Source organism: Mycobacterium conspicuum (assembly GCF_010730195.1).
GTDB classification, from domain to species: domain Bacteria; phylum Actinomycetota; class Actinomycetes; order Mycobacteriales; family Mycobacteriaceae; genus Mycobacterium; species Mycobacterium conspicuum.
In genome coordinates, this window is sequence record NZ_AP022613.1 from 3421826 (window position 1) to 3443933 (window position 22108).

At 67.9% G+C, this 22108-nt stretch carries 19 protein-coding genes; 8 read left to right on the plus strand and 11 right to left on the minus strand.

Features of this window, described 5'->3' with window-relative positions; all coding sequences use genetic code 11:
• The first annotated feature begins 1 nt into the window (after nt 1).
• Nucleotides 2-1576, plus strand: a complete 1575-nt coding sequence (locus G6N66_RS15785) for a leucyl aminopeptidase (protein ID WP_139825207.1) — start codon at nt 2-4, stop codon at nt 1574-1576.
• A gap of 4 nt (nt 1577-1580) precedes the next feature.
• On the opposite strand, the gene G6N66_RS15790 is transcribed toward G6N66_RS15785, so the two are convergent.
• Together G6N66_RS15790 and G6N66_RS15795 are read right to left on the minus strand one after the other, a co-directional pair.
• A complete protein-coding gene (locus tag G6N66_RS15790; RefSeq protein ID WP_085232983.1) occupies nt 1581-3170 on the minus strand; it encodes a phytoene desaturase family protein in 1590 nt (529 codons plus the stop codon).
• Nucleotides 3171-3183: 13 nt separating this feature from the next.
• Entirely contained in the window at nt 3184-3648 is a 465-nt protein-coding gene (locus G6N66_RS15795; protein WP_085232984.1) for an SRPBCC family protein, read from the minus strand.
• A gap of 152 nt (nt 3649-3800) precedes the next feature.
• Between G6N66_RS15795 and G6N66_RS15800 the strand changes: the two genes are divergently transcribed.
• Nucleotides 3801-4166: an aminopeptidase gene (locus tag G6N66_RS15800; protein WP_085232985.1), complete on the plus strand. Its 366-nt coding sequence runs from the start codon at nt 3801-3803 to the stop codon at nt 4164-4166.
• Between the two features lie 2 nt (nt 4167-4168).
• On the opposite strand, the gene G6N66_RS15805 is transcribed toward G6N66_RS15800, so the two are convergent.
• The 3 genes from G6N66_RS15805 to G6N66_RS15815 all read right to left on the minus strand — a co-directional run bounded on the left by G6N66_RS15805 (nt 4169) and on the right by G6N66_RS15815 (nt 7419).
• The gene (locus tag G6N66_RS15805; RefSeq protein ID WP_085232986.1) at nt 4169-4909 is read right to left on the minus strand and encodes a hypothetical protein; all 741 of its coding nucleotides are present in this window, start codon (nt 4907-4909) and stop codon (nt 4169-4171) included.
• Between the two features lie 28 nt (nt 4910-4937).
• Nucleotides 4938-5324: a hypothetical protein gene (locus G6N66_RS15810; protein WP_139825208.1), complete on the minus strand. Its 387-nt coding sequence runs from the start codon at nt 5322-5324 to the stop codon at nt 4938-4940.
• Nucleotides 5325-5646: 322 nt separating this feature from the next.
• Nucleotides 5647-7419, minus strand: a complete 1773-nt coding sequence (locus G6N66_RS15815; protein WP_085232988.1) for an SDR family oxidoreductase — start codon at nt 7417-7419, stop codon at nt 5647-5649.
• 159 nt (nt 7420-7578) lie between these two features.
• On the opposite strand from G6N66_RS15815, the gene sucB reads away from it, so the two are divergent.
• The 5 genes from sucB to G6N66_RS15840 all read left to right on the plus strand — a co-directional run bounded on the left by sucB (nt 7579) and on the right by G6N66_RS15840 (nt 12741).
• Nucleotides 7579-9330 (plus strand): 2-oxoglutarate dehydrogenase, E2 component, dihydrolipoamide succinyltransferase, encoded by a 1752-nt coding sequence (gene sucB, locus G6N66_RS15820; RefSeq protein ID WP_085232989.1) that lies wholly within the window; start codon nt 7579-7581, stop codon nt 9328-9330.
• A gap of 31 nt (nt 9331-9361) precedes the next feature.
• Complete coding sequence (locus G6N66_RS15825; protein WP_085232990.1) at nt 9362-10276, plus strand: TIGR01777 family oxidoreductase; 915 nt, start codon at nt 9362-9364, stop codon at nt 10274-10276.
• Nucleotides 10277-10349: 73 nt separating this feature from the next.
• The gene (lipB, locus tag G6N66_RS15830; protein WP_163645858.1) at nt 10350-11045 is read left to right on the plus strand and encodes a lipoyl(octanoyl) transferase LipB; all 696 of its coding nucleotides are present in this window, start codon (nt 10350-10352) and stop codon (nt 11043-11045) included.
• Entirely contained in the window at nt 11042-11971 is a 930-nt protein-coding gene (lipA, locus tag G6N66_RS15835; protein ID WP_085232991.1) for a lipoyl synthase, read from the plus strand. Before lipB ends, lipA begins: the two co-directional genes overlap by 4 nt.
• Before the next feature lie 17 nt (nt 11972-11988).
• The gene (locus G6N66_RS15840) at nt 11989-12741 is read left to right on the plus strand and encodes a DUF4191 domain-containing protein (protein ID WP_085232992.1); all 753 of its coding nucleotides are present in this window, start codon (nt 11989-11991) and stop codon (nt 12739-12741) included.
• Nucleotides 12742-12755: 14 nt separating this feature from the next.
• On the opposite strand, the gene G6N66_RS15845 is transcribed toward G6N66_RS15840, so the two are convergent.
• Entirely contained in the window at nt 12756-13178 is a 423-nt protein-coding gene (locus G6N66_RS15845; RefSeq protein ID WP_085232993.1) for an RDD family protein, read from the minus strand.
• Between the two features lie 209 nt (nt 13179-13387).
• Between G6N66_RS15845 and glnA the strand changes: the two genes are divergently transcribed.
• Nucleotides 13388-14824, plus strand: coding sequence for a type I glutamate--ammonia ligase (gene glnA, locus G6N66_RS15850; protein WP_085232994.1), 1437 nt, complete (start codon nt 13388-13390; stop codon nt 14822-14824).
• A gap of 991 nt (nt 14825-15815) precedes the next feature.
• On the opposite strand, the gene G6N66_RS15855 is transcribed toward glnA, so the two are convergent.
• The 5 genes from G6N66_RS15855 to G6N66_RS15875 all read right to left on the minus strand — a co-directional run bounded on the left by G6N66_RS15855 (nt 15816) and on the right by G6N66_RS15875 (nt 22086).
• Nucleotides 15816-16400, minus strand: a complete 585-nt coding sequence (locus G6N66_RS15855; protein WP_085232995.1) for a hemerythrin domain-containing protein — start codon at nt 16398-16400, stop codon at nt 15816-15818.
• A gap of 90 nt (nt 16401-16490) precedes the next feature.
• Nucleotides 16491-17387, minus strand: a complete 897-nt coding sequence (locus tag G6N66_RS15860; RefSeq protein WP_085232996.1) for a manganese catalase family protein — start codon at nt 17385-17387, stop codon at nt 16491-16493.
• Nucleotides 17388-17588: 201 nt separating this feature from the next.
• Nucleotides 17589-18449: a TIGR03619 family F420-dependent LLM class oxidoreductase gene (locus G6N66_RS15865; protein ID WP_085232997.1), complete on the minus strand. Its 861-nt coding sequence runs from the start codon at nt 18447-18449 to the stop codon at nt 17589-17591.
• Complete coding sequence (locus G6N66_RS15870; protein ID WP_139825209.1) at nt 18446-19090, minus strand: PaaI family thioesterase; 645 nt, start codon at nt 19088-19090, stop codon at nt 18446-18448. The genes G6N66_RS15865 and G6N66_RS15870 overlap by 4 nt, the downstream gene beginning before the upstream one ends.
• Complete coding sequence (locus G6N66_RS15875) at nt 19087-22086, minus strand: bifunctional [glutamine synthetase] adenylyltransferase/[glutamine synthetase]-adenylyl-L-tyrosine phosphorylase (protein WP_085232998.1); 3000 nt, start codon at nt 22084-22086, stop codon at nt 19087-19089. Before G6N66_RS15875 ends, G6N66_RS15870 begins: the two co-directional genes overlap by 4 nt.
• Nucleotides 22087-22108: the final 22 nt, after the last annotated feature.

Below are 22108 nucleotides of genomic sequence, written 5' to 3' on the forward strand. Positions count from 1 at the left end.
CGTGACCACCGAATCGGGCTACCAGGTTCCCACTGTCAACGTCGCCACCTCGCTGCCCAAGCGCGCCGCGGGTTCCTCGGTATTGATCGTGCCGGTCGTCTCGACCGGCGACGACGACGCGGCCAAGCGCCCCGAGCCAGCGGTCGCCGGCGCGGCGCCGTTCCTGACCCCGGGTGCGGTCGCCGAAATCGAGGCCGGCCTGAAGGCGCTGGGCGCCACCGGCGGCAGCGAACAGGTACACCGGCTCGTGCTGCCGTCGCTGCCGGTGGACAGCGTGTTGACCGTCGGCCTCGGCAAACCGCGGCCGGCGTGGCCGGCGGACACGATCCGTCGCGCGGCCGGCGTGGCCGCCCGGTCGCTGGGCAACGCCGAGACGGCGATCACGACGCTGGCCGCGCTGCCCGGGGATCTCGACGACGACGTCTGCTCGGCCGCGGTCGAAGGGCTGATCCTGGGCGGCTACCGCTTCGATGCCTTCCGCAGCGGTAAGACGGCACCGAAAGAAGCTGGGCTGCAAACGATTACGGTGTTGGCGAGCGGCAAGGACGCCAAGCAGCGGAGCGCCCACGGTGTCGCCGTCGCGACCGCGGTGGCCACCGCCCGCGACCTGGTCAACACGCCCCCGAGCCACCTGTATCCCGCCGAACTGGCAAATCGCGCAAAGGCTTTGGGTGAATCCGTGGGCCTCGAGGTGGAGGTGCTCGACGAGAAGGCGCTGAAAAAAGCCGGTTTCGGCGGGGTGATCGGTGTCGGCCAGGGCTCGTCGCGCCCGCCTCGGCTGGTCCGACTCATCCATCGCGGATCGCGGCTCGCCAAGAACCGAAAGGGGCCCAAGAGGGCTAAGACGGTGGCCCTGGTCGGCAAGGGCGTCACCTTCGACACCGGCGGCATCTCGATCAAGCCGGCGGCGTCGATGCACTACATGACCTCGGACATGGGCGGGGCGGCCGCGGTCATCGCCACCGTGGTCTTGGCCGCGCGGCTGAAGCTGCCGATCGACGTGATCGCCACCGTGCCGATGGCCGAGAACATGCCGTCGGCCACGGCGCAGCGGCCCGGCGACGTGCTGACGCAGTACGGCGGAATCACGGTCGAGGTGCAGAACACCGACGCCGAGGGCCGGCTCATCCTGGCCGACGCCATCGCCCGGGCCTGCGAGGACAATCCGGACTACCTGATCGAGACGTCCACGCTGACCGGCGCCCAGACCGTGGCCCTGGGCGCCCGCATCCCCGGCGTGATGGGCAGCGACGAGTTCCGCGACCGGGTCGCCGAGATCTCGCAACAGGTGGGCGAAAACGGTTGGCCCATGCCGCTGCCCGACGACCTCAAGGACGACCTCAAGTCCCAGGTGGCCGACCTGTCCAACATCAGCGGTCAGCGCTTCGCCGGCATGCTGGTGGCCGGGGTATTCCTGCGCGAGTTCGTCGCCGACGGCGTGCAGTGGGCGCACATCGACGTGGCCGGCCCGGCGTACAACACCTCCGGCCCGTGGGGCTACACGCCCAAGGGGGCCACCGGGGTGCCGACACGCACCATGTTCGCCGTGTTGGAAGACATCGCCGAGAACGGCTGACCGCCTACGAAATCAGCAACGACGTCAGCGCTCGGTTCATCCTGCGACGCGGCCAGCCGGTCAGCCCGTCGGCGGCCAGTGCGGCGTTGGCGGCGTTGCGTCCGCATGCACCGTGCACAGAACCTCCGGGGGTAGCCGAGGCACTGCCCAAATACAGCCGCTCGACCGGGGTTTCGGCGCGCCCCATACCGGAGGCGGGACGGAAGATCAGCATCTGTGGCAATTGAGCGGTGCCACCATTGAGCGCACCGAGCCGCAAATTGGCATCACTGGCCTCCAGGTCCGACGGGCGCTGCACACACCGATGGATCACTCGCGAACCGAAGCCCGGAGCGTGTTCTTCGATGACCCGATCCATCGAGGTGGCGAGCCGCTCGGCCGACGCGTCGTCGGCCACATTGCGCGGCAAATGCGTGTATGCCCAGACGCTTTCGGTGCCCGCCGGTGATCTGCTCGGGTCAGCCACCGTGGTCTGACCGAGCAGCATGAACGGCTGCTCGGGCACCACGCGGGTGTTCAGGTCCGCCATCCAGCGGACCAGCCCGTCCCCGTGGGCCCCCAGATGAACGGTGCCCACGTCGCGCAGGCCTGCCGACCGCCACGGGATGGGACCGTCGAGCGCGTAGTTGACCTTCACCACCGGCGGATCCCAGATGTAATGCTCGAGGTCGCGACGCAGCCCAGGGGGAACCACATTTGGCGGCAGCATCTCGCAAAACAGCCGCGGTGCGGTCACATCGGCCACGACGGCCCGCCGCGCCCGAATGGTTCGCCCCGCGTCGGTTGTCACCCCGACCGCCCGTCCCCCGCGCACCTGCACGCGGGAAACGGTGTGCCCGCACTCGATTCGCGCGCCGCTCGCGCAGGCGCGGCTCACCAATGCCGCCGTCAGCCGACCCGAACCCCCGACGGGGACCGGCCAGCCACCATCTTGCGCGAGCATCGTCATCAGCAGGCCCATCACACCGCTGCCCGGCGCATCCAACGGAACATCGGCGTGCATTGCGTTGCCCAGCAACAACGTTCGCGGTGCCTCGCCATCGAAGAGCTGGTCCACCATCGTGTTGGCGGGTTGCACCAGTAACCGGGCCAACCGAAGTGATTCCGCCGTACCAAGTTTCAGCAAGAGTCGGATCATCGGACGCACCGGCGGAAACGGCGCCAACATTGCGTCCAGCAATGGGGCCTTGATTTTGTCCCACAACCGCACTACCCGCCACCAGTTCTCGCCGTCGGCGGGAACTCGACGCGCCAATTCCCTTGCGGTGCGGGCTGGGTCGGGGTAGAGAATGGGCGGATCGTCGTCCGCCGCATCGCGCGGATGACCCACCACCGCCGGTGCGCGTGACCACCGCAGCCCGTGGTCCTCGAGGTGCAGTGCGGCGATCGCCGGCGAGGCCACCGTCATCGGGTAGTACGAGCTGAACAGGTCGGTGATGTAGCCGGGCGTCAATTCCGCGCTGCGCACGGCGCCACCGGGTTCCGGCTGGGCCTCCAGGACCACCACGTCCCAACCCGCATCGGCCAGCATCGCCGCCGCGACCAACCCGTGGTGTCCCGCTCCGATGACAACGGCGTCCACGGCTTCTGTCATCGTGCAGCCATCTCTAACCAACTTGACTGGGCTCGAAGCGTTCGGCCATGGCCGCCAGCCGGAACAAGCACTCGCGGTTCCGAGGATAAATGGCAGTCAGCGTCAATCGATCCGGAATCAGCCGCATCGGGCCTTCGACCGGCACCTCGATCATCTCGACGTGGCATCCCTGCGGAATATCACTGAGCCGCAGCGTTATCCGAGCGGCGCCAAGCCAGCCCAGGCCGGCGCGAAGCACCAGTTCTTCCTTGGGGGTGCAACTTTCGACCGTCGTCTGGTCGTTGATCACCATCGGCCAGATGCCGATCGAGTGCCGGATGGCGGCACCGGGCGCGGGCCACTGCGAGTCGACGGCGCGGGTGCGGCTGTTGCCCACCACCCACTGAGAATAGGTCCATCCGTTGGCCATCACGTCCCAAACGTGTTGTCTGGGTGCGTTCACGTCTCTGGTCGTCGCCAACTTTCGAGTCGCGGTCATCGGGCTTCCCTTCGTCTTCCGTCGCCTACCGAACCCTTCGCATACCCCGACCGGCAGCGGTGAACCGCGGCGGGTATAGCAAACACGTGTTTAGCCGCGGCACACATTGGCTAACCCATGCCCGACCAACTCCTTCGTGAAAGGCGCGAGCAGTGAATGTGCGACGGTTGATCATGGTGGCCGGGGCGGTGCTTCTGCTGGCCGGAGTCATCGGACTCCTGGTCCCGGTGTCGGTTCCCGATGGCAATAACGGGTCCATCGGATGCGGCAATGGGCTCGCGTCCAACCTGCAGAGCGCCCGCAGCGCAAACGACAAGACCGGGGCGAACATCCCGATCGTCGGCCAGTTGGTGCCGCACACCGACTACGTCTCGGAATGCCAGTCTTCGTTGTCGACCCGGCGCTCGTGGTCGATACCGGTGGCCGTCATCGGACTGGTCGTCGTCGTCGGCGCCGCGCTGCCGGAGCTGCAGGGCAGGCGCCGCGGCGCCACGACCGGTGGCCTGGCTGGATCCTGACGCTAGCGGCGCAACGCGGGCCGCAGGAACCAGCGAACCTTCTGCCGCCACGCGTGCGCGGACGTCACCGCGAACACGACGCCACACAGGCACGCGAACAGCCACACCAGCGCCGTACCGATCGGCCCCTGGAACGGCGGAACCAGCGCGGTGACGGAACGCACCACGCACGTCATGATCCCCGAGGCCGTCGCGAACAGGTACACACTGGCGATGCGCCTCGACCGCGGATCCTTTCGCAGGATCAGCAGCGCGCGTGCGCCAAACAGCAGCAGATACGTCAGGGTTACGCAGAGCAGCAACCAGTACACGGTCAGCCAGAAGTCGGTGTGCAGTTCGAAGAAATCGCGCGCATAGGTCTGGCTGCCGCGGCTGAGGGAGAAAGTGGCCAGCAGCAACGGAATACACAGCGTCGCCGGCCGCTCGACATACTGTTTGAACGACGCCTGAATGGTGGTGTCGTCGCCGAGGCGGCCGAGCGCGTTGTAGACGATCGCCGAGGCCGCGACGATATAGCAGTCGTGGGCGAGGTAGTTCTGCAGGTTCCACTCGCCGGTGAGGCGGTGCAGGGTGACCCCGATGCTGTCGGAAGCCAGCGGGGACATCAGCGCTACGGCGCATCCCTGCAGCGCGATGTTGAGTGTGGCGGCCACTTCCCATCGGCAATGCCAAGTGACGCGTCGTATCCACAGGCTCCACGAAATGGATGCCAGCGTGATCAGGATGAGCGCGGTCAGAGCCACAGCGATACCTCTACGTACTAAAAGAAGGCTAAAGCGGAGGCGCGTCGGGGCGTGGGCGCAGCTCGGCGAGCCTCGGTCGTTTCCGGGCGGTCCGCAGCGCCATCTCGGGCGATGTCGGCGCCACGTGCGGCGGGTAGGTCCGATGCGAATGCCCTCGGATCTCTTCGGCCAGCGCGGCGATCTCTTCGGGATCGATGAACCGGTACCGCGTCAACAGCTCGGCACGGTTGATACCCAGGTTGCGTGCCGCGGTGCATAAGTTGTCGGCGGTGATCAACGTGCCCTTGTCCAGCTGGTCGTAGAACGTGGACCGGGGCAACTCCATCGCGGTCCAAATCTCTTCTCTGCCAAGGGGTCGGCCCGCCAAGTAGGAGAGGACCGCAGCAAGGTCCTTGCGAGTATCGTTTGGGTACACGAACGCACCATATCCGATTCCGCCGAGTTTCGATGGCCAACGTAAATTCACCGACGAAGCTGTGAACTTCGTTCCACAGTGCATTCAAATGGATCGGATTCTCGAAATTAGGCTCGTGCCAAATACGGCTCGGTCAGCTTTGTTCCGCGTGAGTGCCCCACACGAATTCACCAGGCCCCGAGCCGATCTGAGGCGCTCCTCGGGGAAGCCGCGAGGCTGACGATGCGCAAAAGGGTGGATTTGGTAATACGACGTACTTTTTGTTACGTCCAATTTATTGGACGTCACGACCAATCAATTGGATCCCGAAATCAGCTTTTCGCTAAATGACCCGCCCGCGCGCGGTGCTGCGCAACGCCTGCGGCAGCACGCGCGAAACGCCGTACAACGCATAGGCTTCCGGCGCCACCGGCCGGATCGGCTTGTTCTTCTGCACCGAAGACAGGATCGCGCTGGCAACCTTGTCCGGCCCGTAGCGGCGCAACGCGAACATCTTCTCGAGCTGCCCCCGCCGCTCCGAGACGGCACCGACGCCCTTGCCCTGCGGCGCGTCGAAGCGGGTGGTGTGAACGATGTTGGTGTCGATGACGCCGGGGCAGATCGTGGTCAGCCCAACGCCAGCCGCATCCAGTTCGGCCCGCAGGCAGTCGGAGAACATGAACGTCGCGGCCTTCGAAGTGCAATACGCATTGAGCGACTGCAGCGGGGCGTACGCGGCCATCGACGAGACGTTGACGATGTGCCCGCCGGTGCCGCGCTCGACCAGCCGCCGCCCGAACGCCCGACAACCGTTGACCACGCCCCCGAGATTGACCTCCAGCACCCGGTCGAACCGCTCGCGCGGGGTGTCCAGGAACCGCCCCGCCTGCCCGATACCGGCGTTGTTGACGACGATGTCGGGCACGCCGTGCTCGGCGCTGACCCGCTCGGCGAATGCCTCGACCGCGTCGGCGTCGGACACGTCGAGCACGTAGGGGTACGCGATTCCGCCGCGCGCGGTGATCTGCGCCGCGGTCTCCTTGACGGCGGCCTCGTCGATGTCGCTGACCACTACCTCGGCGCCCTCGCGCGCGAAGGCGTACGCGGTCTCCCGGCCGATCCCGCTGCCGGCGCCGGTGACCGACACCAGGGTGTCGCCGAAGGCCTCGCGCGGGCGACCCACCTGCGCGCGCAACAGCGCGCGGCTCGGCGGTTTGCCGTCGGTCAGGTCGGCGAACTCGTGCACGGCCGCCGCCATCACCTGCGGGTGCGACATCGGCGAGAAGTGACCGGCCCTGATGTCGCGGCGCCACAGCCGCGGCACCCACCGCGCGGCCTCGTCGTAGCCGTAGGGGCGCACGAACTTGTCCTGGGTGTTGACGATCAGCTGTACCGGCACGTCGAAGACGTGCTTGCGGGGGCGAGAGCTGAGCGCCCGAAAGTAGTTCGCCGGATAGGTCTTCACCGAGCGGGCGGCGTCCTTGGCCAGGTCGTCGGAGTGATGGATCTGATCGACGGGGAGGTTGTCGGCCGCGGCGCGCCGCAGCGCCGGGCGCGACAGCGTCAACCGAAGGACCAGCGGCGCGAGCACCGGAATCGACAGCAGCGCCATGTAGCTGAACCGAAGGATCTGGCTGACCGACCGCGCGAAGCGTCGCGGGCGCCACGGTCGACGCAGACCGCGGAAGATGTAGTCGACCAGGATGTCCTGGCTCGGTCCGGACACCGAGGTGAACGACGCCACCCGCTCGCTGGCACCGGGCCGGGTGAGGTACTCCCAGACGCCCACCGAACCCCAGTCGTGGGCCAGCACGTGCACCGGCTGCCCGGGGCTCAGCTCGGTGGTGACGGCGGCGAAGTCGTCGGCGAAGCGGGACATGGCGTACGCCGATACCGGCTTGGGCGTCGAGGACAGCCCCACACCGCGGTTGTCGTAGCGGATGATCCGGAACCGCTCGGCCAGCAGCGGAACGACGCCGTCCCACAACACGTGGGAATCCGGGAAGCCGTGCGCCAGCACGATGGGCGGACCGTCGGGGTTGCCTTCTTCGTAGACGGCGATGCGAACACCGTCCGCGCTGTCGACGAACTGGGGTGTCTGTTGTATTGCCGGCATCCGACCCTCCCGGTAACCGCTTCGACCTGGATGAGTGCCGCCGAAGTCGCATGACAGGATAGTTAAGACATCTAGTTCGATTCCACCTCGGTACACCACGGTGTGGTATGCCAGATGTCGATTTCGAGCCGACCGACGATCGAAACGAGGAGTCAAACGATGGCCTTCTCAGTCCAGATGCCGGCACTCGGTGAGAGCGTCACCGAGGGCACGGTCACCCGGTGGCTCAAGCAAGAAGGCGACACGGTCGAGCTCGACGAGCCGCTCGTGGAGGTGTCGACCGACAAGGTCGACACCGAGATCCCGTCGCCGGCCGCCGGCGTGCTGACCAAGATCATCGCCCAGGAGGACGACACCGTCGAAGTTGGCGGTGACCTCGCCGTCATCGGCGATGCGGCAGAGGGCGGCTCGGAAGGCGGGACAGCGGCGCCCGCCCAGGCACCCAGCGAGTTGAGCCAGCCCGAGCCCGAGCCGCAGGCTCCGGCACCCGCTCAGCGGGAGCCCGAGCCCGAACCGATCGCTCAGCCCGAGCCGGCGGCGCCCGCCCAGCCGGCCTCCGGCGACGGTGCTGCGACGCCGGTGCTGATGCCCGAGCTCGGTGAGTCGGTCACCGAGGGCACGGTCACCCGCTGGCTCAAGAAGGTCGGGGATTCGGTTCAGGTCGACGACCCCCTGGTGGAAGTGTCCACCGACAAGGTGGACACCGAGATCCCGTCGCCCGTGGCGGGCGTTCTGCTGAGCATCACCGCGGACGAAGACGCCACCGTCCCGGTCGGCGGCGAGCTGGCCCGCATCGGCGCGGCGTCCGACGCCGGCGCCCCGCCCGCGCCCGCTCCCGCGCCACCCAAGCCGGAACCGAAGCCGGAGCCCGCCGCGGCCGCGCCCGCTCCTCCGCCGCCGCCGGCGCCCACGCCCGAACCGTCTCGACCGGTCGCCGAGACCAGGGAGGCCGGCGCCGACGGCGCGCCGTACGTCACTCCCCTGGTGCGAAAACTGGCCAACGAGAACAACATTGACCTCGCCGAGATCACCGGCACCGGCGTCGGCGGCCGGATCCGCAAGCAGGACGTGCTTGCCGCGGCCGAGCGCAAGAAGCAACCCAAGCCGGAGCCGGCACCGGCGCCGGCGGCCCCGCCAGCCGCCGCGGCCCCGGCCAAGGCCCCCACCCCGGCGCCCGCGCTGGCTCACCTGCGGGGCACCACGCAGAAGGCCAGCCGGATCCGTCAGATCACCGCCAACAAGACCCGCGAATCCCTGCAGGCCACAGCGCAACTCACCCAGACGCACGAGGTCGACATGACCAAGATCGTGGCGCTGCGGGCCGCGGCCAAGACCGCGTTCGCCGAGCGCGAGGGCGTCAACCTGACCTACCTGCCGTTCATCGCCCGGGCCGTGATCGACGCGCTCAAGATCCACCCGAACATCAACGCCAGCTACAACGAGGACACCAAGGAGATCACCTACTACGACGCCGAGCACCTCGGCTTCGCCGTCGATACCGAGCAGGGCCTGCTCTCCCCCGTCATCCACAACGCCGGTGACCTGTCGCTGGGCGGCCTGGCCCGAGCGATCGCCGACATCGCCGCCCGCGCACGGTCGGGCAACCTGAAGCCCGACGAGTTGTCCGGCGGCACCTTCACCATCACCAACATCGGCAGCCAGGGAGCGCTGTTCGACACCCCGATCCTGGTTCCGCCGCAGGCCGCCATGCTGGGCACCGGCGCCATCGTCAAGCGCCCGCGCGTGGTCGTCGACGCCCTCGGCAACGAGTCCGTCGGGATCCGGTCGGTGTGCTATCTGCCCTTGACCTACGACCACCGGCTGATCGACGGCGCCGACGCCGGACGCTTCCTCACCACCATCAAACATCGCCTCGAAGAGGGAGCGTTCGAGGCGGACCTGGGGCTGTGACGGCGTGGCCCAAGCTGGTCCAAGGGGCCGAATGGCGCCAAAACCGGTAGTCGCAATAGCGGGTTCGTCCGGCCTCATCGGCTCGGCGTTGGCAGCCGCGCTGCGGGCGGCCGACCACCGGGTGCTGCGCATCGTGCGCCGGACCCCGGCGAATTCCGAAGAGCTGCACTGGAATCCCGAGAGCGGCGAGTTCGACTCCGACGCGCTGGCCGAGGTCGACGCCGTGGTCAACCTGTGCGGCGTCAATGTCGCCAAGCACAGGTGGTCCGGCGCGTTCAAGCAGGCCCTGCGGGACAGCCGCATCACACCCACCGAGGTGTTGTCGGCCGCGGTCGCCGACGCCGGCGTGGAAACGCTGATCAATGCCAGCGCGGTGGGCTACTACGGCGACACCGGGTCCCGTGTGGTCGACGAAACCGCCTCGGCGGGAAAGGGTTTCCTGGCCCAGCTGTGTGTGGATTGGGAGGCCGCCACCCTGCCGGCCGAAGAGGCCGGCGCCCGCGTCGTGTTGGTTCGCACCGGCGTGGTGGTGGCCCCGGCCGGTGGTGCGCTGCGTCCGATGCGGCCGCTGTTCTCGCTGGGTTTGGGCGCCCGGCTGGGCAGCGGGCGGCAGTACATGTCGTGGATCAGCCTCGAGGACGAGGTGCGGGCGCTGCTGTTCGCCATTTCGCAACCGGCGCTGTCGGGTCCGGTGAACCTGACCGGGCCCGCCCCCGTCACCAATGCCGAATTCACCACCGCCTTCGGCCGTGCGATCAACCGTCCCACGCCGCTGGCGCTGCCCGGCTTCGCGGTGCGCGCCGCGCTCGGCGAGTTCGCCGACGAGGGGCTGCTCACCGGCCAGCGCGCCATCCCGGCCGCGCTGGAGCGCGCCGGTTTCCAGTTCCACCACAACACCATTGGCGAGGCGATGGGCTATGCGACCGCGCGCCGCGAGCGCGATTAGCCGCGACCGCCTTCCCGCCGAGCGTCACGCCAGCGTGACGCCGGCGCCGGACGATCCGAGTAGCCTAACCAGGGTGATGGGTTCCATCCGCTCGAACGCGAGCGCGATCGACGTCCGGCAGCTGGGCACGCTCGACTACCTCGCCGCCTGGCAGCTGCAACGCGAGCTGGCCGACGCCCGGGTGGCCGGTGGCCCCGACACGCTGCTGTTGCTGGAGCACCCGCCGGTGTACACCGCGGGACGGCGCACCGAGCCACACGAGCGGCCCTCCGACGAGGCGCGCGGAACGCCCGTCGTCGACACCGACCGCGGCGGCAAGATCACCTGGCACGGCCCCGGGCAGCTGGTCGGCTATCCCATCATCGGACTGGCCGAACCGCTGGACGTCGTCAATTACGTTCGGCGCCTTGAACAATCGCTCATCGCCGTGTGCGCCGGCCTGGGCCTGGACACGATCCGGGTCGAAGGCCGGTCCGGGGTGTGGGTGCCGGCCGGGGGCGGGCGGCCCGAACGCAAGGTGGCCGCCATCGGGGTTCGGGTGGCCCGGGCGACGACGCTGCACGGGTTTGCGCTCAACTGCGATTGCGACCTGGGCGCCTTCGCCGGCATCGTGCCCTGCGGCATCCGCGACGCCGGTGTCACGTCCCTGTCCGCCGAGCTGGGACGCAGGATCGGCGTCGACGAGGTACGTTCGGCGGTCGCCGACGCCGTCTGCGACGCGCTGGACGGCGTCCTGTCGACCACCGCCCGCGTAGCATCGAGCACGTGACGGTAGCTCCGGAAGGTCGGCGGCTGTTGCGCCTCGAGGTGCGCAACGCCGAGACTCCGATCGAGCGCAAGCCGCCGTGGATCAAGACCCGGGCCCGGATGGGGCCGGAGTACACCGCCCTGAAGAGCCTGGTCCGGCGCGAAGACCTGCACACCGTCTGCGAAGAGGCGGGCTGCCCCAACATCTTCGAATGCTGGGAGGACTGCGAGGCCACCTTCCTCATCGGTGGCGACCAGTGCACCCGTCGTTGCGATTTCTGTCAGATCGACACCGGAAAGCCGGCCGCGTTGGACCGCGACGAGCCCCGTCGGGTGGCCGAGAGCGTGCGGACCATGGGGCTGCGCTACGCCACCGTCACCGGCGTGGCCCGCGACGACCTGCCCGACGGCGGCGCGTGGCTTTACGCCGCCACCGTGCGCGCCATCAAGGAGCTCAACCCGTCGACCGGGGTGGAGCTGTTGATCCCCGACTTCAACGGGGAGCCGGCCCGCCTCGCCGAGGTCTTTGACTCCCGCCCGGAAGTGTTGGCGCACAACGTCGAAACGGTGCCCCGGATCTTCAAGCGGATTCGGCCCGCCTTCACCTACCGGCGCAGCCTGGGCGTGCTCACCGCGGCGCGCGATGCCGGTCTGGTCACCAAGAGCAACCTGATCCTCGGCCTGGGCGAAACTCCCGACGAGGTGCGCACCGCCCTGGCCGATCTGCGCGACGCCGGCTGCGACATCGTCACCATCACGCAGTATCTGCGCCCGTCGGCCCGCCACCACCCGGTCGAGCGCTGGGTCGTGCCCGAGGAGTTCGTCGAGCACGCGCAGCATGCCGAGGGGCTGGGCTTTGCGGGCGTGTTGGCCGGGCCGCTGGTGCGGTCGTCGTACCGGGCCGGCCGGCTCTACGAGCAAGCGCGCGCCGCTGCCGCATCGCGCTGACCGTATCCTTGGTGACTATGGCTAAACCCCGAAGCACCGCGGAGAACAAGGCCGCCAGGGCGGAGGCGAAGGCCGCGGCCAAGTCCGCCGGCCGCGAGCGGCGCACTCAGCTGTGGCAGGCGTTTAACCTGCAACGCAAGCAGGACAAGCGGCTGCTGCCGTACATGATCGCCGCGTTCGTGCTGATCGCCGGGGTGTCGGCGGGCGTCGGGGTGTGGGCCGGCGGGTTGACCACGATCACGATGATCCCGCTGGGCGTGCTGTTGGGCCTGCTGGTGGCGTTCGCCATCTTCACCCGCCGCACCCAAAAGAGCATCTTCCGTCAGGCCGAGGGCCAAGCCGGCGCGGCGGCCTGGGCGCTGGACAACCTGCGCGGCAAATGGCGGGTGAGCCCGGGGGTGGCCGCCACCGGCCACCTCGACGCGGTGCACCGGGTGATCGGCCGCCCCGGCGTGATCTTCGTCGCCGAGGGATCGGCGGCCCGGGTCAAGCCCCTGTTGGCCCAGGAGAAGAAGCGCACAGCGCGACTGGTCGGCGACATCCCGATCTACGACATCGTCGTCGGCAACGGCGACGGCGAGGTGCCGCTGGCCAAGCTGGAGCGTCACCTCACCCGCCTGCCGGCCAACATCAGCGTCAAACAAATGGACGCGTTGGAGTCGCGGTTGGCCGCGCTCGGTTCGCGGACCGGGGCCGCCGTGATGCCCAAGGGACCGCTGCCCAACGCGGGCAAGATGCGCGGCGTACAGCGCACGGTGCGCCGCCGATAGCGCGCCCGCCGAAATCAGCGCCGCACCACCGCGGTTCCCGTCACCCGGTCCTGCAGGCCGCGCCCGTCGGAGTCGGTGAACAGCGGCGGCACCACCAAAAAGATCAACAGCCCCCGCGCCAGCAGCCGGCCGACCCCTACCGGCACCCGCCCGTCCACGGCCGCGACCTGCAGACCCAGCGCCAATTGGCCGGGTGAGAACCCGAACAGGCGGACCGAAACCACACCGAGCAGCAGCCACACGACGAGCTGCAGCGTGGACGTGGCCTGGTTGAGCAGGGCGCCGGGCCCCAGCACCAGCACCGCCAGCCCGCCGGCGATCAGCCAGTCGATCAGCAGCGCAACCAGCCGGCGTCCCATCGGGGCCAACGAACCGGGCCCACTTCGCGGCAAACCGAGCGTCTCACCGGGATAACGTGACGGTGATCCTGCCGTCATCGACGCATCCCCAGTCGCAATCCCAGGGTGGAACCGACAGCGCGGCCGGTTACGATTTTGCAGGCCATGGCCTCACAATAAGGCCGGGGTAACCCGGGTCGCGTTGCGGACGACCGGGTCACGTAACGTCGGCGCAACACCGCGTTGACCCCCGAGCAACAACAACTTCATAGCGTCAGGCCGCGGATCACCAAGCAAAGGAGCCTTCTGTGACGGAAAAGACGCCCGACGACGTCTTCAAACTGGCGAAAGACGAAAACGTTGAGTTCGTCGACGTCCGGTTCTGTGACCTGCCCGGCATCATGCAGCACTTCACCATTCCCATTTCGTTCTTCGACCAGAGCGTGTTCGACGACGGTTTGGCATTCGACGGCTCGTCGATTCGCGGGTTCCAGTCGATTCACGAGTCCGACATGCTGCTGCTGCCCGACCCGGACACCGCGGTCATCGACCCGTTCCGCACCGCCGTGACGCTGAACCTCAACTTCTTCGTGCACGACCCCTTCACCCTCGAGCCGTACTCGCGCGACCCGCGCAACATCGCTCGCAAGGCGGAGAACTACTTGATCAGCACCGGCGTCGCGGACACCGCGTACTTTGGCGCCGAGGCCGAGTTTTACATCTTCGACTCGGTGAGCTTCGACTCGCGCACCAACGGATCCTTCTACGAGGTCGACGCGATCTCCGGTTGGTGGAACACCGGGGAGCCGACCGAGTCCGACGGCAGCCCCAACCGCGGCTACAAGGTCCGCCCCAAGGGCGGCTACTTCCCGGTCCCCCCGGTCGACCACTACGCCGACCTTCGCGGCGAGATGTTGACCAACCTGATCAACGCCGGCTTCAGCCTGGAAAAGGGTCACCACGAGGTCGGCACCGGCGGGCAGGCCGAGATCAACTACAAGTTCAACACGCTGCTGCACGCGGCCGACGACCTGCAGTTGTACAAGTACATCGTCAAGAACACCGCGTGGCAGGCCGGCAAGACCGTCACGTTCATGCCCAAGCCGTTGTTCGGTGACAACGGCTCGGGCATGCACACCCACCAGTCGCTGTGGAAAGACGGCAACCCGCTGATGTACGACGAGACGGGTTATGCCGGCCTGTCGGACACCGCTCGCCACTACATCGGCGGCCTGCTGCACCACGCGCCGTCGCTGCTGGCCTTCACCAACCCGACGGTGAACTCCTACAAGCGCCTGGTTCCCGGCTACGAGGCACCGATCAACCTGGTCTACAGCCAGCGCAACCGCTCGGCGTGCGTGCGTATCCCGATCACCGGCAGCAACCCGAAGGCCAAGCGGCTCGAGTTCCGCTGCCCCGACTCGTCGGGCAACCCCTACCTGGCGTTCTCGGCGATGCTGATGGCCGGGCTGGACGGGATCAAGAACAAGATCGAGCCGCAGTCGCCGGTCGACAAGGACCTCTACGAGCTGCCGCCCGAGGAGGCCGCGAACATCCCGCAGGCGCCCACCCAGTTGTCGGCGGTGATCGACCGGCTCGAGGAAGACCACGAATACCTCACGGAGGGTGGCGTTTTCACGCCCGACCTGATCGAGACGTGGATCAGCTTCAAGCGTGAGAACGAGATCGCGCCGGTCAACATCCGGCCGCACCCGTACGAGTACGCGCTGTACTACGACGTGTAAAGACGTCTAGGTAATGGCCCCGGGGATAACCCGGGGCCATTCCCTTAGCGCACCCAACCCCGCTTGCCGCGCTGCGGATCATGGATTACCGCGACCCGACGGTTGACGCCAGCATCCCATTGGTCACGGCAAATCCACGCGCTCGCCGACAAGCCCGGGCGCTGCCCAACGCGATGTAGTAACAGTTAATGTCGTCGCGTTCACGACTGTGGCAGTCCGACGAGTGCGGCGGGCGAACTAAGCCCGCGTGGAGCCTTACCGACCGCCAGGACCTCGGCCACCCTGCCCGCGAGGGCCGGACTGACGCTCTCCCGGGCCGCTACCCCCGGCTAGCGGACCCGGGCCACCACCGGCGGGGCCCCCGCCGGTCGCGGCTGCCGCGTTAGGGGACTGACCGTCGATGGTGGGATTCGACTTGTGCGGCCCGGGTGCCACGCTTGGCTTGGCGGGGACCGCCGTCGCGGGCGCCGCCTTCGCGGGGGCCGGGGCCGGTTGCGGGCCGGGAGATGCCGGAACAGGTTGCGGGTCAGCCAGATTGGTGGGCGCTCCAGCGACCGCGAGGAATACTGCGGCCATTGCGGATCCGACGGCCAATCCGAGGCCGGTAACAACACCGCGACGACGTAACGCCTTGCTCATGTACGACCCCTCGCTTTCACCGCACCCGAGTCGACGACTCGCGTTCCGGCCACTTAGGTTCAGCAAAAACTAACCAGTGCAACGCAGTAAAATCAACCAAACCGCGAAATTTTTCCACAGCCGGTAATTCTCCGTTACCCCGGATTTCGCGGCCCTGTGCCTGTGTAGCTAGTGTTTTCGCTCCAATTCGCCATCTAATCCCATTTGGCGATTACCGCTCTTGGCTGCGGTCAGCCCCAGGGCGGGGATCGTCGCTTGAGGGCGCCGCGGAAAGAACTACTACCGCAAATTTGAGCAGCGAAGGAGAACCCAAAAAGGCGCCATACGCTGCCTTAAACGCCGACTGCTCGCCCTAATGGATTTGGGGATCGGGCGGGTTCTTGGCGGCGCGGCCGGTCAGCACGTCACGCAGATGGTCGAGCATCGCCGTCAGCATGCCCAACGTCTTGAGCAGCAGGGGCTGCGGCGGCGTGGCGGGGTGGGGGCGGGTCGGAGCCATCTTCTTCGCCAGCTCAAGCTGGTTGCCGATCTTCTCCAATTGCTCGCGAGGAACGGCGGCTTCGAACTTCGGCCACACCACGTTCTGTTCGAATTCGATGTGTTCCCGCCCGGCCTTGACGAAGGCTTGCAGCGCCTGGTGATATTCCGGTTGCCCGGGCTGGGAGTCTTCGAGCTGCTGCAGCAGCTTCTTGCCCTCCTGCTCCTGCGCCACTGCGGCGTCGGCCAGTTCGTCGCCGTCGTTCAGCGCCTTGCGGACCTCCGGCCAGAAGAACTGCTCTTCGATGGCTTCGTGTTGTGACTCGGCGACGACCAGGTTGGTCACCATCGTCTTCAGTCCGCTGATCTGACTGCCCTGGCCCGAGGGGGCTCCGTCGAGCACCTCCAACATGCCCAGCACGCTCTTGTGGTCCTGGCGCAGAAATGTCAATGCATCCATGAGGTCTTGCCCTTTACTGTGAGGTTTGCTCAACCGCTGACGCCGATCCGGCACCCGGGCGCCGGGTGCCGGTCGGCGGAGCGGCCTGAATTACGTTGTGGGAATGCGTTGTTCGTGAGTGAACGGCTTCTCGTCCTCGACCGCCGGTGACCCCGACGGGTTCTGCTCGGCGCCCTTGTTCTGGCGGATGTCGCTGCCCAGCCACTGCTGTTCGGGCTTCTCGACATACTCCCACTCGACGCCCTCGGGCCACGGGCCCTGACCCTCGTTCCACGGGCCGCGTACCGGCGACCCGCCACCTTTGGACATGTTGAACGCGACGTTCTGGAATCGGCTGTCGCCGGCCAACGTACCGGGCGGGAAGTTGACCGGAAGCTCGTTGAGCGCGGCGGTGAACTGCTGGTAGTGCGCCACTTCGCGGGTCATCAGGAACGTGAGTGTCTCCTGCACACCCGGGTCGTCGGTGTACTGCTTGAGATATTCGTAGACGATCTTGGCCCGCGACTCGGCGGCGAGGTTGTTGCGCAGGTCGACGGTCGGGTCGCCGTTGGCGTCGATGAACGCGCCGGTCCAGTTGTTGCCGTTGGAGTCCTTGACGTCGGGCGCGCCGCCGCTGAGCGCCAGGAAGGTGGGAGCGATCCCGACCGAGTGGATGACCTGTTCGCGGCCGTCGCGGGTGGCCATCGCCGGCATCCAGTCGCACTTCTCGTTGGCGATCTTCAGGTTGTCGTTCAACCCGTCGAGAAGCATGGTGATCATGGACCCGACCATCTCGAGGTGGCTGAGTTCCTCGGTGGCGATGTCCATGAACAGGTCGTACATCTTCGGGTTCTTCTCGCGCAGCACGAAGGCTTGGGTGAAGTACTGCAGCGCGGCGGTCAGTTCACCGTTGGCGCCCCCGAACTGCTCCATCAGCAGGGTGGCGAAGCGTGGGTCGGGCTCGCTGACGCGCACCTCGAACTGCAGGTCTTTGTTGTGAATGAACATCTGCGCCTCCAGGCAGTGGGGTAACTAAAGGGCGTCGAACCGAACACGGGACACGCGCCGAGATTTCGGCGCGTCCCCATTTCGAACCAAGGGCTATAGCTCGTCCGGCACGTGCGATACGGCGGGGCCAACCGCCGCATCGTCGCAGCAATACCCCCACTCGGGTGGGGCAAACCACTCCCGGCGTGTTGCTTTACCGAGCTACCCGTCGAGCGCGAGGTCCTTCCGGAAGCGCTGCATCCCGTCGATCTTGTCGTCCAGGGACGCCTCGGGCCCGGCGTAGAACATCCACGGCATGGTGATGATGCCGGTGATGCCGGCGTCGGCGGCGCGCTGATAGTCGGCGACGGTGAAGGCGTCGGTCAGTGGCGTCAGGACGGTGAAATCCTGCATCGACAATCCGTTTTCGGCCCGCATCTCGCGCAGCCGCCCCACGGCGTCGATGGCGCGCTCGGTCTTGATCAGGTCGCCGATCCAGCCGTCGTGGCGGGAGGCGCGGCGCAACGCCAAGTCGCTGAGCCCGCCGACATAGATCGGTATGTGCGGCGGCGTCGGCTGCATCTCCAGGCGCGGCGCCGTGTAGAACTGGCCGCCGAATTCGGTCCAGCCCGGCTCCCACAGTGCGCGCATCAGGTCGAGCATCTCGTCGGTGCGTTTGCCGCGGGCGGCGAACTGCTCACCCATCAACGCGAATTCCTCTTCGCACCAGCCGACTCCGACGCCGAGCTCCACCCGTCCGGACGCCAGAACTGCGGCCGTGCCAATGGCTTTGGCCGCCGAATAGGGATTGCGCATCGCGGGGATGTAGACGGTGGTGACGAACCGGACCCGCGTGGTGACCTGCGCGAGGGCGCCCACCAGAACCCACGGGTCGGGCCAGTCGGTGAACGGCTGCCAGCGTCGCTGTCCGTCCTTGGTGTACGGATACGGCGTGTCCAGGGTCTCCAGGTTGACGACGTGGTCGGGGATCCCGATGCCGTCGTAGCCCAGTTCGTCGGCCGCCTTGGCGATCTCGATGATCTCGCGGGTGTTCAAGAAGGCGCTGCTGACGTAGAACTTCATTCGGCATCCCGGGCCCAGGCCGGCTGGATGAAGATGCCCTCGGCTTCCACCGTGATCCCCTGGGCATCCGAAATGAAGCCGCGCGCATAGGTTTTGACACCCTCGGTGCGGTCGACGAAGGCCTCGGCGCGAAGGGGTCCCAGTGGGGTCCCGCGCAAATATTTCAACGTCAGGGTGCCGGTGAAGCGCGGTTTGGTCATCCCCTCGCTGGCGGCCTCCCCGAGGATATGGTCGAGCAGCAGCGCGCTGACCCCGCCGTGCACCAAAGTGGGCGGGCCCTCGTAGGCCGACCGGAGGACGAACTCGCTCCAGCACCGTCCGTCGTCCTCGCGGTGCACAACCATCGGAGGTGCGATCGGGTTGCACAGGCCAATGGCCGCGTTGCCCAACGGAATTGGATGACCGTCGATGAGATAGCTCATGCCCGCCGATCGGGTCTTTTCGCGCAACGACCGAGTCACCGCCTCGATCGCCGCCTGGGCGTCGGCGACGGCATCGTCGTCGGCCTGGGTCCAGATGGTGGCATCGATGAGATCTCGAACGGCGTCGGTCAGCGGCGCGTACAGCGACTTCACCCGATCAAGCTCGGCGGCGCTCAACACCTCGAATGTGGCCCCGAACCCGGCCGTGTGTTCGCTCAACTCCCGAACACCTTGCGCACCACCGCTTTTGCGCGCCGCGTCACGCGCAGATAGTTGTCCAAGAATTCGCTCCCGTCATCGTTTGGCCAGCCCGCGGCAACGGCCACCGCATTGAGTTGACGCCCGGGTCCGGGCAGCTGGTCGGTCGGCTTACCGCGCACCAGGACAAGCGCGTTGCGGGCCCGGGTGGCCGTCAACCACGCTTGGCGCAGCAGGTCGACCTCCTCGGCCTCTACCAGGCCGGCCGCGGCGATCGCATCCAGGGATTCCAGCGTGGATGTGTTGTGCAGGGCCGGGATTTCGTGCGCGTGGCGCAGCTGCATCAGTTGCACGGTCCATTCGATGTCCGCCAGGCCGCCGCGGCCCAGCTTGGTGTGCGTGTTCGGGTCGGCGCCCCGCGGCAGCCGCTCGGATTCGACGCGGGCTTTCATCCGCCGAATCTCTTGCACCGCTTCGGCGGACACGCCGTCGGGCGGATACCGCGTCGTGTCGGCCATCAGCAGGAACCGCTGGCCCAGCTCCGCGTCGCCGGCGACCGCGTGCGCGCGCAGCAGCGCCTGAATCTCCCACGGCTGGGCCCACTGCTCGTAGTAGGCGGTGTAGGCGGCCAGGGTGCGGACCAGCGGCCCGGCCCGGCCCTCGGGGCGCAGGTTGGCGTCGACCTCCAACGGCGGGTCGACGCTGGGGGTCCCGAGCAGCGACCGAATCTGCTCGGCGATCGACGTCGACCAGCGGATCGCCACCGGGTCCTCGACGCCCGCGACCGGCTCGCAGACGAACATCACGTCGGCGTCCGACCCATAGCCCAGCTCGCCGCCGCCCAGCCGACCCATCCCGATCACCGCGATGGCCGCCGGTGCCCGACCATCCTCGGGCAGGTTGGCCCGGATCAACGCGTCCAACGCGGCCTGCAGCACGGCCACCCAGACCGACGTGAGCGCCTTGCACACGTCGGTGACCTCGAGCAAGCCCAGCAGGTCCGCGGAACCGATGCGGGCCAATTCACGACGGCGGATGCTCCGCGCCGCGGCGATCGCCCGCACCGGGTCGGAATGCCGGTTGGCCGACGTGATCAGCGCACGAGCCACCCCGGCGGGCTCGGTCTCGAGCAGCTTCGGCCCGGACGGCCCGTCGCTGTAACTCTGAATGACCTCGGGCGCGCGCATCAGCAGATCCGGCACAAAGGCCGACGTCCCCAACACGTGCATGAGCCGCTTGGCCACCGCCGGCTTGTCCCGCAGCGTGCCCAGGTACCAGGTCTGCGCCGACACCGCCTCGCTGAGCCGCCGATAGGCCAGCAGGCCCCCGTCCGGGTCCGGGGCATACGACATCCAGTCCAGCAACCTGGGCAGCAGCACCGACTGCACGCGTCCGCGGCGTCCGCTCTGGTTTACCAGCGCCGACATGTGCTTCAGCGCGGTCTGCGGTCCCTCATAGCCCAGCGCCGCCAGCTGCCGCTCCGCCGCCTCCGACGTCATGCCGTGCACGATTTCCAGCCCGGCTGGCCCGATTGACTCCAGCAGCGGCTGGTAAAAGAGCTTGGCGTGCAGCCGCGACACCCGCAGGTTCTGGTGCTTGAGCTGTTCGCGCAGCACGCCCGCCGCGTCGTGGCGGCCGTCGGGACGGATGTGGGCCGCGCGCGCCAGCCAGCGCACCGCCTCCTCGTCGTTTTCCGCGGGCAGCAGATGGGTGCGCTTGAGCCGCTGCAGCTGCAGCCGGTGTTCGAGCAGCCGCAGGAACTCGTAGGACGCGGTCATGTTGGCCGCATCCTCCCGCCCGACGTAGCCGCCTTCGCCCAACGCGGCCAGCGCGTCGACCGTGGAGGCCACGCGCAGCGATTCGTCGCGGCGGCCGTGCACCAACTGCAGCAGCTGCACCGCGAACTCGACGTCGCGCAGCCCGCCGCTGCCGAGCTTGAGCTCACGATCGCGGACGTCGGCGGGCACCAGTTGCTCCACCCGGCGCCGCATGGCCTGCACCTCGGTCACGAAATCCTCACGCTCGCAAGCGATCCAGACCATCGGCAGCACCGCCGCCAGGTACCGCTCGCCGAGCTTGGCGTCGCCCACCGCGGCCCGGGCCTTCATCAGCGCCTGGAACTCCCAGGTCTTGGCCCAGCGCTGGTAGTAGGCGACATGCGACTCGACCGTGCGGACCAGCTCACCGCTGCGACCCTCCGGCCGCAGCCCCGCATCCACCTGAAAGAACGCGTCCGAGGCGATCCGCATCATCTCGCTGGCCACCCGGGCGGACAGCGCATCGGCCTGTTCGGCGACGAAGATGACGTCGACGTCGCTGACGTAGTTCAGTTCCCGGGCACCGCATTTGCCCATCGCGATGACCGCCAGCCGCGGCGGTGTGCGGTCGCCGCCGCACACCGTGGCCTCGGCCACCCGCAGCGCGGCCGCCAGCGCGGCGTCCGCGGTGTCCGCGAGCTGGGCGCCGACCACGGCGAACGGAACCACCGGCTCGTCCTCGACGGTCGAGGCCAGGTCCAGCCCGGCCAGCACCAACAGCTGATCGCGATACAGGTTGCGCAGCCGGGGCACCACCGAGCCCGACACCACCGACGTCTCGTCCAGCGACTCGTCGACGCACGCGTCGAACCGCTCGCGCAGCTGGTCGCGGCTGGGCAGTGTGACCTTGCCCCGCAACAGCTTCCAGGATTGCGGATGGGCGACCAGGTGATCACCGAGCGCCAACGACGAACCCAGCACGCCGAACAGCCGCCCGCGCAGGCCGCGATCGGTGAGCAGAGCCGCGGCGAGCTCGTCCCACCCGGTGTCGGGGTTCTCCTGCAGCCGCACCAGCGCGCGCAGCGCGGCGTCGGCGTCCGGCGCGCGCGACAGCGCCCACAACAGATCAACGTGAGCCGAATCGTCGTGCTCGGACCAACCCAGCTGTGCCAGACGCTCGCTCGCGGGCGGATCGACCAGTCCGAGCCGGCCGACACTCGGCAGCTTGGGGCGCTGCGTCGCGGGTTTGGTCACGACCACGACGGTAGCGCAAGCCGCCTTA

Bases quoted from the DNA above. Each gene is read 5' to 3' on its own strand.
- G6N66_RS15790 (WP_085232983.1), bottom strand. From the start codon at position 3,170: ATGACAGAAGCCGTGGACGCCGTTGTCATCGGAGCGGGACACCACGGG.
- G6N66_RS15795 (WP_085232984.1), bottom strand. From the start codon at position 3,648: ATGACCGCGACTCGAAAGTTGGCGACGACCAGAGACGTGAACGCACCC.
- G6N66_RS15815 (WP_085232988.1), bottom strand. From the start codon at position 7,419: ATGCCGGCAATACAACAGACACCCCAGTTCGTCGACAGCGCGGACGGT.
- sucB (WP_085232989.1), top strand. From the start codon at position 7,579: ATGGCCTTCTCAGTCCAGATGCCGGCACTCGGTGAGAGCGTCACCGAG.
- G6N66_RS15825 (WP_085232990.1), top strand. From the start codon at position 9,362: ATGGCGCCAAAACCGGTAGTCGCAATAGCGGGTTCGTCCGGCCTCATC.
- G6N66_RS15840 (WP_085232992.1), top strand. From the start codon at position 11,989: ATGGCTAAACCCCGAAGCACCGCGGAGAACAAGGCCGCCAGGGCGGAG.
- G6N66_RS15845 (WP_085232993.1), bottom strand. From the start codon at position 13,178: ATGACGGCAGGATCACCGTCACGTTATCCCGGTGAGACGCTCGGTTTG.
- G6N66_RS15855 (WP_085232995.1), bottom strand. From the start codon at position 16,400: ATGGATGCATTGACATTTCTGCGCCAGGACCACAAGAGCGTGCTGGGC.
- G6N66_RS15860 (WP_085232996.1), bottom strand. From the start codon at position 17,387: ATGTTCATTCACAACAAAGACCTGCAGTTCGAGGTGCGCGTCAGCGAG.
- G6N66_RS15865 (WP_085232997.1), bottom strand. From the start codon at position 18,449: ATGAAGTTCTACGTCAGCAGCGCCTTCTTGAACACCCGCGAGATCATC.